Genomic DNA, 12,202 nt, shown 5'->3' on the forward strand with positions numbered 1-12,202 from the left:
CCACGTCGATGTCCGCCGGCAACGTCAAGCCTCGGCTGGCTCAGGTCACGCTTGTCGGGGTCATCGCCGTCATCGCGTTGAGCGTCGCCATGTGCCACTCGGACGGCACCGCGAGCAATAGCGGCAAGCCGACGGTGACGGCGCTGCCGCCCGGCCCCGCGCCGGGCGCGCCGTCGCCGCCGGCTCCCCCGCCGCCGCCCGCGGCCAAGGACTACGTCGAGGGCCTGGTCGACTCGGTGTCGGGCGGCACGATCCGGCTGAGGACGCGCACGGGGTCCGCCACCGTGGACTTCTCGCCATCGACGCGGATCGTCCAGGTCAGCCCGGCCCGGCTGGCCGACGTCACCCCGGGCAGTTGCGTCAACGTGCGCGGCGCCCCGCAGAATTCGCCCACGGGGGCTCCGATCACCGCGCAGGCCGTGACGGTCACCTCAGCCGTCGACGGCAAGTGCCCGCCGCCGGCGGGGTTCTTCGGCACGGTCAGCTCGGTCTCCGGTAACACCATCGCCGTCAGCGGCATCGGTCCCCAACCGAGGCCCACCACCGTGACGGTCGCGAACTCGACGTCCTACCAGAAACAGACGCCGTCGGGCTCCCAGGCCATTGTGAACGGCACGTGCCTGGGCGCTCAGGGCACCCAGGACGCCGGAGTGCTGCACGCGATGACGATCAGCCTGCAGGCGTGCCCGCCGATGGGGCGCCCCCACCATCACCACCTGCACCTGCCCCATCTCCCCTTCCACATCTAGAAGGGCGAAGGGGCGCCTGCCTCAGACGGTGAAGCCGAGGGCGCGCAGCTGCTCGCGGCCCTCGTCGGTGATCTTGTCGGGGCCCCACGGCGGGTTCCACACCCAGTTGATCCGCAGGTCGTCGACCAGGCCGGCGCCCACCAGCGCGCTGCGCGACTGGTCTTCGATGACGTCGGTCAGCGGGCAGGCCGCCGAGGTCAGCGTCATGTCGATCAGCGCGACGGTTCCCTCGTCGCCGTCCTCGACGTTCAGGCCATAGACCAGGCCCAGGTCGACGACGTTGATGCCCAGTTCGGGGTCGACGACGTCGCGCATCGCCTCCTCCAGGTCGGCGAGCAACTCGTCGCCCGGTGCCGCGGTTTCGCTCATTTCTGGTCCTCCTCGAAGCTCGCGCTGGCCTGGGCCAGCGCGTCCTTGAACGCCATCCATCCGAGCAGCGCGCACTTGACCCGCGCGGGGTACTTCGCGACCCCGGCGAACGCGACGCCGTCGCCCAGCACGTCCTCGTCGCCCTCGATGGTGCCGCGCGAGGACACCATCTCGGTGAAGGCGGTCGTGGTCTTGAGCGCCTCACCGACGCTGTGACCGATCACCTGCTGGGTCAGCACCGACGTCGACGCCTGGCTGATCGAACAGCCCTGCCCGTCATAGGAGACGTCGGCGACGGTTTCGCCGTCGTCGGACAATGTGACCCGCAGCGTGATCTCGTCGCCGCACACCGGGTTGACGTGGTACACCTGCGCACCGAACGGCTCCCGCAGCCCCCGGTGCTGCGGGTGCTTGTAGTGGTCGAGGATCACGTCCTGATAGATCTGCTCGAGGCGCAACGTCAGCCTCTCCCGACCCATGGCGGCGACCCGCTGCGCCCGGCTTCGCCGCGCTTGCGGTCGCCGACGAAGAAATCCACCGCGCGTCGCACGCCGGCCACCAGACGTTCGACCTCGTCGGCGGTGTTGTACACCGCGAACGACGCCCGCGCGGTGGCCGCCAACTGAAACCGGCGGTGCAGCGGCAGCGCGCAATGGTGCCCGACGCGCACCGCGACGCCGTCGTCGTCGAGCACCTGCCCGACGTCGTGGGCGTGCACGCCGTCGACGACGAACGACACCGGCGAGCCACGGTCCGCCATCGACGCCGGGCCGAGAATGCGCACACCGTCGATGCCGGACAGGCCCTCGATGGTCGCGGCGACCAGTTTTCGCTCGTGTTGTTCGGCGGCATCCATCCCGATGGCGCCGAGATAGCGCGCGGCCGCGGCCAGACCGACCACCTGAGACGTCATCGGGGTGCCCGCTTCGAAGCGCTGCGGCGGAGCCGCGTAGGTCGAGGCTTCCATGGTCACCGTCTCGATCATCGACCCGCCGGTGAGAAAGGGTGGCATGGCCGACAGCAGCTCGCCGCGCCCGTACAGCACGCCGATCCCGTTGGGGCCCAACATCTTGTGCCCGGAGAACGCCGCAAAGTCGACGTCGAGCGCGTGGAAGTCGACCGGCCGGTGCGGCACCGACTGGCAGGCGTCCAACACGGTCAGGGCGCCCACCTCCTTGGCGCGCGTCACCAAGTCGGCCACCGGGCCGACCGCGCCGGTGACATTGGAATGATGGCTGAAGGCAACGACTTTGACCCGCTCGTCGAGTTGCAGTGAGTCCAGATCGATGCGCCCGTCGTCCGTGACGCCGTACCAGCGCAACGTGGCCCCGGTGCGCCGGGCGAGCTCCTGCCACGGAACCAGGTTGGCGTGGTGTTCGAGCTCGGTGGTGACGATGACGTCACCGGGCCCGACGGCGCGTTCGAAACGATTGTCCCCCAGCACGTATGAGACCAGATTGAGCGCCTCGGTGGCGTTCTTGGTGAACACCAGCTCGTCGGGCTCGGCGCCGACGAAGGCCGCGATGTCGGCGCGGCCCTGCTCGTAGGCGTCGGTGGCCTCCTCCATCAGCTGGTGCGCGCCGCGGTGCACCCCGCCATTGGAGGTGAGCAGGAATTCCCGCTCGGCGTCGAGCACCTGCACCGGGCGCTGTGATGTCGCCCCGGAATCCAGGTACGCCAACTGGTTTCCGCCGCGCATCACGCGCTTGAGGATCGGAAAGTCGGCACGGATCGCCGCGACGTCCAGCATGGCTACGCCCCTGCGGCCGCCGACTGGGTGAACCGCACGTAGCCGTTCTGCTCGAGTTCGTCGGCCAGCTCCGGCCCACCGGATTCGGCGATGCGGCCGCCGACGAACACGTGCACGTACTCGGGGTGGATGTAGCGCAGGATGCGCGTGTAGTGCGTGATCAGCAGGACGCCGCCACGCACCGGCTGGCCGGTGCCATCGTCCCAGCCGGACTCGGCGTAGCGGTTCACGCCCTCGCTGACCACCCGCAACGCGTCGACGTCCAAGCCGGAGTCGGTCTCGTCGAGGATCGCGATCTTGGGCCGAAGCAGTTCCAGCTGCAGGATCTCGTGGCGCTTCTTCTCCCCGCCGGAGAATCCCTCGTTGACGCTGCGCTCGGCGAACGCCGGGTCGATGTCGAGCGAGCCCATCGCCGTCTTGACCTCTTTGACCCAGTGGCGCAGCTTCGGGGCCTCGCCGCGGACGGCGGTGGCCGCCGTGCGCAGGAAGTTCGACACCGAAACGCCGGGCACCTCGACGGGATACTGCATGGCCAGGAAGATGCCGGCCCGCGCGCGCTCGTCGACGCTCATCGCCAGCACGTCCTCGCCGTCCAGCGTGATCGAACCCGACGTCACGCGGTACTTGGGATGACCCGCGATGGCGTACGACAGCGTCGACTTGCCGGAGCCGTTGGGGCCCATCAGGGCGTGCGTCTCACCGGATTTCACGGTCAAATCCACGCCGTTGAGGATCGGGATCTCCTGCTCCCCCTCGGCGGCGTCGACGCTGACGTGCAGGTCCTTGATTTCCAGAGTCGTCATGAAGCTGTTGTCTTTTCCGTGAGTTCCAGTTCGTGTTCGATGGCGTCGGTCAGGCGTTCCCGCACTTCCGGAACCGCGATCTTGGCGATGATCTCGCCGAAGAAGCCGCGGATCACCAGGCGCCGGGCCTGTTCCTCCGGGATGCCGCGGGAGCGCAGGTAGAACAGTTGCTCGTCGTCGAAACGCCCGGTGGCGCTGGCGTGCCCGGCCCCGACGATCTCGCCTGTCTCGATCTCGAGGTTCGGCACCGAGTCGGCGCGCGCGCCGTCGGTGAGCACCAGGTTGCGGTTGACCTCGAAGGTGTCGGTGCCGGTGGCGTCGGCGCGGATCAGCACGTCCCCCACCCACACGGTGTGTGCGTCGGGCAGCGCGGAGTCCGGATCCCCTTGCAGCGCACCCTTGTACAGCACGTTCGACCTGCAGTGGGGCTGTGCGTGGTCCACCAGCAGCCGCGACTCGAGGTGCTGGCCGTCGTCGGCGAAGTACAGGCCCAGCAGCTCGGCGTCCCCGCCGGGACCGGAGAACCGCACGTTGGCCGACATCCGCACGATTTCGCCGCCGAGCGTCACGGCGACGTGGCGCAGCACCGCGTCCTTGCCGAGCCTCGCGTGGTGGGCGGACAGGTGCACCATGTCGTCGGCCCAGTCGGCGATCCACACGACGGTGAGCCGGGCGGCGTCATCGACGACGAATTCGACGTTGTCCGCGTAGGTTCCGCTGCCCCGCTGGTCGATCACGACGACCGCCTCGCCGAGCTCCTCGACGCGGATCTGCAGGTGCCCGTACGCCACCGCGCCCTCGCCGGGCCCGGTGACGCTGACGTTGACCGGATCGGCGATCCGCGTGTCGCGACCCACGGTGACCAGCGTCGCCGAATTGAACGACGAAAACGCCTGGGCGGCAACGCGATCGGCGGGAGCACCGCCGCGACCGAGCCGCTCGTCGCCGCGGCGCACCGTCTCGACCCGCAGGCCCGGCTGCTCGCTGACGCTGATCTCCGCCTTGCCGCTGGCCCGCGCGGAGCCGTCGTGCAGCCCGCGCAACCGGCGCAGCGGGGTGAACCGCCAGAGCTCGTCGCGGCCGTGCGGAACCTCGAACGCGTCGACGTCGAAGGAGGCGAACAGCTCTCCTTTGTTGAGCGCGGCGGTCATCCGACCGCGCCCTCCATCTGCAGCTCGATGAGCCGGTTGAGCTCGAGCGCGTACTCCATCGGCAGCTCTTTGGCGATCGGCTCCACGAAGCCGCGCACCACCATCGCCATGGCCTCGTCCTCGGTAAGGCCGCGGCTCATCAGATAGAACAGCTGGTTTTCGCTGACCTTCGACACGGTCGCCTCGTGACCCATCGTGACGTCGTCCTCGCGGATGTCGACGTACGGGTAGGTGTCGCTGCGGCTGATCGTATCGACCAGCAGCGCATCGCATTTGACGCTCGAGCGGGAGCCGTGCGCGCCCTTGTTCACCTGCACCAGACCGCGATAGGAGGTGCGCCCGCCGCCGCGCGCCACCGACTTGGACACGATGTTGCTCGACGTGTTCGGCGCCAGGTGCAGCATCTTGGCGCCGGTGTCCTGGTGCTGGTCCTCGCCGGCGAAGGCGATCGAGAGGACTTCGCCCTTGGCGTGCTCACCAGTCATCCAGACCGCCGGGTACTTCATGGTGACCTTGGACCCGATGTTGCCGTCGACCCACTCCATGGTGGCGCCGGCCTCGGCGCGGGCGCGCTTGGTGACCAGGTTGTAGACGTTGCCCGACCAGTTCTGGATCGTCGTGTAACGGCAACGGCCACCGGGCTTCACGATGATCTCGACCACCGCCGAGTGCAGCGAATCCGACTTGTAGATCGGGGCGGTGCAGCCCTCGATGTAGTGAACGTAGGCGCCCTCGTCGACGATGATCAGCGTCCGCTCGAACTGCCCCATGTTCTCGGTGTTGATCCGGAAGTAGGCCTGCAGCGGGATGTCGACATGCACGCCCGGCGGGACATAGATGAACGAGCCGCCGCTCCACACCGCGGTGTTCAGCGCGGAGAACTTGTTGTCGCCCGCGGGGATGACGGTGCCGAAGTACTGCTTGAAGACGTCGGGATGCTCCCGCAGCCCGGTGTCGGTGTCGAGGAAGATAACCCCTTGCGCCTCAAGGTCTTCGCGGATCTGGTGGTACACCACCTCGGACTCGTACTGGGCCGCGACGCCGGCAACCAGGCGCTGCTTCTCGGCCTCCGGGATGCCCAGCCGGTCGTAGGTGTTGCGGATGTCCTCCGGCAGGTCGTCCCACGTCGCGGCCTGCTTCTCGGTGGAGCGCACGAAGTACTTGATGTTGTCGAAGTCGATGCCCTCGAGGTTGGATCCCCAGTTCGGCATCGGCTTGCGCTCGAAGATGCGCAGCGCCTTGAGCCGGGTCTGCAGCATCCACTCGGGCTCGTTCTTCTTCGCCGAGATGTCGCGGACCACCGCCTCGGACAACCCGCGCTGCGCGCTGGCGCCCGCGACGTCGGAGTCCGCCCAGCCGTAGCCGTACCGGCCCAGCGAGGCGATCGCCTCCTCCTGGGTCAGCGGCAGGGCCGCGGTCTTGTCGGCCTCTAGGGTCATAACGACGCTCCTTCGTGGCTGGTGGTCTCGCGGCGCGGGCTGGGCGCCCTCGAGACGGGAACAGTGAGTGGCACGTGGGTGGTGCAGGCGCAGTTTCCGTTGACGATCGTCGCCAACCGCTGCACGTGGGTCCCGAGCACCTCGGCCATCGCCTGCTGCTCGGCCTCGCACAACTCGGGGAATTCCTCGGCGACGTGGGACACCGGGCAGTGGTGCTGGCAGATCTGCACCCCGTGGATCGGCCCGCCCACCCGGGTCGTGGTCGCGACGTAGCCGGCCTTGGTGAGCGCGCCGGCGACCCGCGCGGCGGCCTCCTCAACCGCGACGTCGTCGGTGCTGTCGGCCGCCTCGACGCCGGCCAAAATCGCGTCGATGCGCCGCCGCGCAAAGGTGCGGACGGCGTCCTCGCCACCGATCTCGCGCAGCTGCCGCATGGCCGCCGCGGCCAGGTCGTCGTAGGCGTGGTCGAGCTTGGCCCGGCCGGCCGCGGTCAGCCGGAAGCGCTTGGCCGGGCGCCCGCGGCCCACCTGCTGCCACGCCTCGGCGGCCACCGACTCGGCGTCGCCCGCCTCGATCAGCGCGTCCAGGTGCCGCCGCACACCGGCGGGCGCCAGGCCCAGCCGCTCGCCGATCTCGACGGCGGTGATCGACCCGGATTCCAGCAGCAGGCGAACGATGGCGCGCCGGGTGTGACCATCCGCGACCGCCGCGCCGACGGCGGTGGCCTCAGGGACCTCGGAGAGGCCGGTTCGGATTTTCACAACACCAGTGTGACGCAATTCCGGGGATCGGTCCACCACGGGTCCCCTGTCCGCACGTTGCGCTGGTCACAGATGGCGACGGCTACGCTGCTCTGATGGCAGCGCGCCACCACACGCTGAGCTCGTCGATCGCCAGCCTGCACGGCGACGAGCAAGCGGTCGGTCCGCCGCTGAACACTACCGAGCTCGCCGTCCTGCGCCGCACCCGCCTGTTCGGCGCGACCGGCACGGTCCTGATGGCGATCGGCGCGCTGGGCGCCGGGGCGCGGCCCGTCGTCCAGGACCCCACGTTCGGGGTCCGGCTGCTCAACCTGCCGTCGCGCATCCAGACCGTGTCACTGACCATGACGACCACCGGGGCCGTGATGATGGCGCTCGCCTGGTTGATGCTCGGGCGGTTCGCGCTGGGCAACCGGCGGATGTCGCGCGGCGACCTGGACCGCACCCTGCTGCTGTGGACGCTGCCGCTGCTGATAGCGCCGCCGATGTACAGCAAGGACGTCTACTCCTACCTGGCGCAGAGCCAGATCTCGCTGGAGGGGCTCGACCCCTACAAGGTGGGCCCGGCGTCCGGGCTGGGTCTCGGTCACGTGTTCACGCTGTCGGTCCCGACCCTGTGGCGCGAGACGCCGGCCCCCTACGGCCCGTTGTTCCTGTGGATCGGGCGCGGGATCTCGTCGCTGACCGGGGAGAACATCGTCGCCGCGGTGCTCTGCCACCGGGTGGTGGTGCTGGCCGGCGTCGGGCTGATCGTGTGGGCCACCCCGCGGCTGGCCCGCCGCTGCGGCGTCGCCGAGGTCAGCGCCCTGTGGCTGGGCGCGGCCAACCCGCTGCTGATCATGCATCTGGTCGCCGGCGTGCACAACGAGGCGCTGATGCTCGGGCTGATGCTGGCCGGCGCCGAGTTCGCGCTGCGCGGCATCGACTCTCCGCGGCTGCGGCCCGCGTCGTGGCGGCCGGGCCCGGATTGGGAACCGCTGGGGATGCTGCTCGCGGGCGCGATCCTGATCACGCTGTCGTCGCAGGTGAAGCTGCCGTCGCTGCTGGCGCTGGGGTTCGTGACGGTGGCGCTGGCCTACCGCTGCGGCGGCACCGTGCGGGCACTGCTGCTGGCCGGCGGCGCGATGACGGCGCTGGCGCTGGCGGTGATGGCCCTCGTCGGCTGGGCCAGCGGGCTCGGGTTCGGCTGGATCTACACGCTGGGCACCGCCAACGTGGTCCGCAGCTGGATGTCGCCGCCGACGCTGCTGGCGCTCGGGACCGGGCAGGTCGGGATCCTGCTGGGCCTTGGCGATCACACCACCGCGGTGCTGGGGCTCACGCGCGCCATCGGCGTGCTGATCATCACGGTGATGGTGGCCTGGCTGCTGGTGGCCGTCTTCCGCGGTCGGTTGCACCCGATCGGCGGCCTGGGCGTCGCGCTGGGCATCACCGTGCTGCTGTTTCCCGTCGTGCAGCCCTGGTATCTACTGTGGGCGATCATCCCGCTGGCCGCCTGGGCGACCCGCACCGGCTTCCGGGTGGCGGCGATCGTCATCACCCTCATCGTGGGCATCTTCGGCCCAACGGCCAACGGCGACCGCTTCGCGCTGTTTCAGATCGTGGATGCCACTCTGGCCAGCACCCTGATCGTGGCGGCGCTGATCGCCGTGACCTACACCCGGCTGCCGTGGCGCCAGCTCCCGCCGACGCGCCCGGAAACGAACGGGCAGGCGGGCATCCCGCAGTCGGCCCCGGCGGCTCCCGAGACCCCCAGTTCGGAGGCGGCGCCCGACGCCTACGCTGATTCCACGTGAGCCCGCTCCCCGAAACGCCCGACACGGTGGTGCGGCTGCGCGGGGTCAGCAAGCGATATGGGTCCGGCGCTGCCGCCGTCGACGCCGTCGCGAACCTCGATCTGGAGGTGCGCGCGGCCGAGGTGCTGGCGCTGCTCGGCCCCAACGGCGCCGGCAAGACCACCACGGTCGAGATGTGCGAGGGCTTCGTGCGCCCCGACGCCGGCACCATCGAGGTCCTCGGCCTGGACCCGATCGCCGACAACGCGCGGCTGCGAGCCCGCATCGGGGTGATGTTGCAGGGCGGCGGCGGCTATCCCGCGGCGCGCGCCGGCGAAATGCTCCGCCTGGTGGCCTCCTACGCCGCCGACCCGCTGGATCCCGCGTGGCTGCTGGACACGCTGGGCCTCACCGACGCGGCCCGCACCACGTATCGGCGGCTCTCCGGCGGCCAGCAGCAACGGCTCGCGCTGGCGTGTGCGCTGGTCGGCCGCCCCGAGCTGGTGTTTCTCGACGAGCCCACGGCGGGCATGGACGCTCACGCGCGGCTACTGGTCTGGGATCTGATCGACGCGCTGCGCCGCGACGGCGTGACGGTGGTGCTGACCACCCATCAGCTCAAGGAGGCCGAGGAGCTCGCCGATCGGCTGGTCATCATCGACCACGGCGTGACGGTGGCCGCGGGCACGCCGGCGGAGCTGATGCGCGCCGGCGCCAAAGACCAGTTGCGGTTCAGCGCGCCGCCGCGGCTCGAACTTTCCCTGTTGGCCGCCGCGCTGCCGGAGGACTACAAGGTCACCGAGGTGACCCCCGGGGAGTACCTGGTCGAGGGCCCGGTCGATCCCCAGGTGCTGGCGACGGTCACGGCGTGGTGCGCGCGGATCGACGTGCTCGCCACCGACATGCGCGTCGAGCAACGCAGCCTCGAGGACGTGTTCCTCGACCTGACCGGCAGGAAGTTACGGCCTTGACCGACAGTGCCTTTCCGGCAGGGACCTTCGCGCCCGACCCGCGTCCCAGCGCCGTGCCCCGGATGCTGGCCGCGCAGTACGGTCTGGAGCTCAAGCTGCTGCTGCGCAACGGCGAGCAGCTGCTGCTCACCATGTTCATCCCGATCACGCTGCTGGTCGGGCTGACGCTGCTGCCGTTCGGCTCGTTCGGGCACAACCGCGCCGCCACCTTCGTCCCGCCGATCATGGCGCTGGCGGTGATTTCGACGGCGTTCACCGGGCAGGCGATCGCGGTCGCGTTCGATCGCCGCTACGGCGCGCTGAAACGGCTCGGGGCCACGCCGCTGCCGGTGTGGGGCATCATCGCCGGGAAGTCGCTGGCCGTCGTGACGGTGGTGTTCCTGCAGGCAATCCTGTTGGGCGCCATCGGTTTCGCGCTCGGCTGGCGGCCGGCGCCGGCGGCGCTGGTGTTGGGCGCGGCCGTCATCGCGCTGGGCACCGCGGGCTTCGCGGCCCTCGGGCTGCTGCTGGGCGGGACGCTGCGGGCCGAGATCGTGCTCGCGGTCGCCAACCTGATGTGGTTCGTGTTCGCCGGGCTGGGCGCGTTGACCCTGGAATCCGGGATGATCCCCGCGGGGGTCAAGTGGGCGGCGCGGCTCACCCCGTCGGGCGCGCTGACCGAGGCGCTGTCGCAGGCGATGGCGCTGTCGGTGGACTGGTTCGGCGTCGTCGTCCTGGCGGCGTGGGGCGCGGTGGCGGCGCTGGCCGCGCGGCGCTGGTTCCGCTTCACCTGACGGCTTCGCTCATTGAGTCTGCGTCCACGGTGAAGAAGTTCGAGTAGCTCGCGCCGCCAGCGCAGAGTCAACGCCCGCTTCTACTACAGGGCGTAGTCGCCGCTACGATCGGGCGGTGCGCGTGCGACGGTGGCTGGACCTGCTGCCCGACCCCAGCCTGCGCGCCCAGCGGGCCGTCGCCGCGCTCGTCATCCTCACCCAGGGCGGCATCGCCGTCACGGGCGCCATCGTGCGCGTCACCGCCTCGGGCCTGGGGTGCCCGACGTGGCCGCAGTGCTTCCCGGGCAGCTTCACGCCGGTGGCCCACGCCGAGGTGCCGCGGATCCATCAGGCCGTGGAATTCGGCAACCGGATGGTCACCTTCGCGGTGGTGATCGCCGCGGCGCTGGCCGTGCTCGCCGTCACCCGGGCGCGCCGGCGCCGCGAGGTCCTGGTCTACGCGTGGCTGATGCCGGTGTCCACGGTCGTGCAGGCGGTGATCGGCGGCATCACGGTGCGCACCGGGCTGCTGTGGTGGACCGTGGCCATCCACCTGCTGACGTCGATGACGATGGTGTGGCTGTCGGTGCTGCTCTACGTCAAGGTCGGCGAGCCCGACGACGGGGTGGTCCGCAACCGGGTGGCGCGGCCGCTGCGCGCGCTCACCGCGCTGAGCGCCGTGAACCTGGCGGCCGTGCTGGTCACCGGCACGCTGGTCACGGCGGCCGGCCCGCACGCCGGTGACCGCAGCCCGAGCCGCACCGTGCCGCGGCTCGAGGTCGAGATCACCACCCTGGTGCACGCGCACTCGTCGCTGCTGGTCGCCTACCTGGCGCTGCTGGTCGGGTTGGGCTTCGGGCTGCTGGCGGTGGACGCCGCCCGGTCCATCCGGCTGCGGCTCGGCGTGCTCGTCGCCCTGGTGTGCGCGCAGGCCGCCGTCGGCACCGCGCAGTACTTCACCGGGGTGCCCGCCGCGCTGGTCGCGGTGCACGTCGCCGGCGCGGCGGCCTGCACGGCGGCCACCGCGGCCCTATGGGCCTCGATGCGAGAACGGGCCCAGGCCGAGGCGCTCGCAGGCTGATTCCACGGCCAGCGCGAAGTCGCGCTGGGCCCGCTCGCGGGTGGCCGGGTCCAGGCGCGACCACCCCAGCGGCGGCGCGACGAGGTCGAGGCCCACCAGCCGGTCCCCCGCCACGTCGGCGCGCGCGTACAGCAATTCGCGGACGCCGATCCCGGCGCGCGCGGCGGCCGACGCGATCGCGGCGTAACCCAGATCCCACGCCTCAAACTCCGGCTCGCTCGGCCAGGCGTGCGATTGCGTGCCGCCGACAAAGATCAAGGCCGCCTGCGCCGTTCGGCCCGGCGCCGTCGGCACCCCGTCGTCCTCCAGGTCGCGCAGGTACCGCTCGCCGAGGTTCCACGCGACGGCGTCGGGCGGGTTGAGCAGGTGGCGCACCCGGCGGACCCAGCCCAGGAATTCCTCGCGGCGCTCGGCGGCGTCCGGGACGGCGCGCAGGATGACGAGGTCGGCGCCCGCGGTGTCCGGGTCGTGCCACGGCAGCCAGCGGGCGTGCAGCCCGCGCTTGCGCAGCGCGGGCACCAGCCCCGCGTCGTCCGGGTGTCGCGGCCCGCCCGCCAGCACGATCCGCGGATGGAAGACGTCCGGTCGGGCCAGCTTCATG

At 70.8% G+C, this 12,202-nt stretch carries 12 protein-coding genes and 1 pseudogene; 5 read left to right on the plus strand and 8 right to left on the minus strand.

The genetic code is table 11. The features are described from left to right. The first annotated feature begins 8 nt into the window (after window positions 1-8). The gene (locus tag A5673_RS13420) at window positions 9-749 is read left to right on the plus strand and encodes a DUF5666 domain-containing protein (protein ID WP_068232692.1); all 741 of its coding nucleotides are present in this window, start codon (window positions 9-11) and stop codon (window positions 747-749) included. A gap of 21 nt (window positions 750-770) precedes the next feature. Here the strand turns inward: A5673_RS13420 and A5673_RS13425 are convergent, their stop codons facing one another. The 7 genes and pseudogenes from A5673_RS13425 to A5673_RS13455 form a co-directional block, all read right to left on the minus strand. After that, a complete protein-coding gene (locus A5673_RS13425) occupies window positions 771-1,118 on the minus strand; it encodes a metal-sulfur cluster assembly factor (protein ID WP_068232694.1) in 348 nt (115 codons plus the stop codon). Further along, window positions 1,096-1,582 (minus strand): annotated as a pseudogene (gene sufU / locus A5673_RS13430) (Fe-S cluster assembly sulfur transfer protein SufU); the annotation flags it as partial. The pseudogene sufU and the gene A5673_RS13425, both read right to left, overlap by 23 nt. Then, window positions 1,579-2,868, minus strand: coding sequence for a cysteine desulfurase (locus tag A5673_RS13435; RefSeq protein WP_068232697.1), 1,290 nt, complete (start codon window positions 2,866-2,868; stop codon window positions 1,579-1,581). The pseudogene sufU and the gene A5673_RS13435, both read right to left, overlap by 4 nt. A gap of 2 nt (window positions 2,869-2,870) precedes the next feature. Next, complete coding sequence (sufC, locus tag A5673_RS13440; protein ID WP_068232700.1) at window positions 2,871-3,671, minus strand: Fe-S cluster assembly ATPase SufC; 801 nt, start codon at window positions 3,669-3,671, stop codon at window positions 2,871-2,873. Continuing rightward, a complete protein-coding gene (sufD, locus tag A5673_RS13445) occupies window positions 3,668-4,822 on the minus strand; it encodes a Fe-S cluster assembly protein SufD (RefSeq protein ID WP_068232703.1) in 1,155 nt (384 codons plus the stop codon). Before sufD ends, sufC begins: the two co-directional genes overlap by 4 nt. Beyond that, a complete protein-coding gene (sufB, locus tag A5673_RS13450) occupies window positions 4,819-6,261 on the minus strand; it encodes a Fe-S cluster assembly protein SufB (protein WP_068232707.1) in 1,443 nt (480 codons plus the stop codon). The genes sufD and sufB overlap by 4 nt, the downstream gene beginning before the upstream one ends. Further along, window positions 6,258-7,061: a metalloregulator ArsR/SmtB family transcription factor gene (locus A5673_RS13455; protein WP_082958716.1), complete on the minus strand. Its 804-nt coding sequence runs from the start codon at window positions 7,059-7,061 to the stop codon at window positions 6,258-6,260. Before A5673_RS13455 ends, sufB begins: the two co-directional genes overlap by 4 nt. A 56-nt stretch (window positions 7,062-7,117) precedes the next feature. On the opposite strand from A5673_RS13455, the gene mptB reads away from it, so the two are divergent. The 4 genes from mptB (at window position 7,118) to A5673_RS13475 (ending at window position 11,601) form a co-directional block, all read left to right on the plus strand. After that, a complete protein-coding gene (gene mptB, locus A5673_RS13460) occupies window positions 7,118-8,818 on the plus strand; it encodes a polyprenol phosphomannose-dependent alpha 1,6 mannosyltransferase MptB (protein ID WP_068232713.1) in 1,701 nt (566 codons plus the stop codon). Then, window positions 8,815-9,768 carry an ABC transporter ATP-binding protein gene (locus tag A5673_RS13465; protein ID WP_156748170.1) on the plus strand — a complete coding sequence of 318 codons (954 nt, stop codon included), beginning with the start codon at window positions 8,815-8,817 and terminating at the stop codon, window positions 9,766-9,768. Before mptB ends, A5673_RS13465 begins: the two co-directional genes overlap by 4 nt. Window positions 9,769-9,830: 62 nt before the next feature. Further along, a complete protein-coding gene (locus tag A5673_RS13470; RefSeq protein WP_231971084.1) occupies window positions 9,831-10,541 on the plus strand; it encodes an ABC transporter permease in 711 nt (236 codons plus the stop codon). Window positions 10,542-10,656: 115 nt separating this feature from the next. Continuing rightward, the gene (locus A5673_RS13475) at window positions 10,657-11,601 is read left to right on the plus strand and encodes a heme A synthase (RefSeq protein ID WP_369806480.1); all 945 of its coding nucleotides are present in this window, start codon (window positions 10,657-10,659) and stop codon (window positions 11,599-11,601) included. Here the strand turns inward: A5673_RS13475 and A5673_RS13480 are convergent. Further along, window positions 11,551-12,201: a hypothetical protein gene (locus A5673_RS13480; RefSeq protein WP_068232719.1), complete on the minus strand. Its 651-nt coding sequence runs from the start codon at window positions 12,199-12,201 to the stop codon at window positions 11,551-11,553. The two genes, A5673_RS13475 and A5673_RS13480, sit on opposite strands and share 51 nt — an antisense overlap. Window position 12,202 lies beyond the last annotated feature (1 nt).

This window comes from Mycobacterium sp. E3198 (genome assembly GCF_001667015.1).
In the GTDB taxonomy this organism is placed as follows: Bacteria; Actinomycetota; Actinomycetes; order Mycobacteriales; family Mycobacteriaceae; genus Mycobacterium.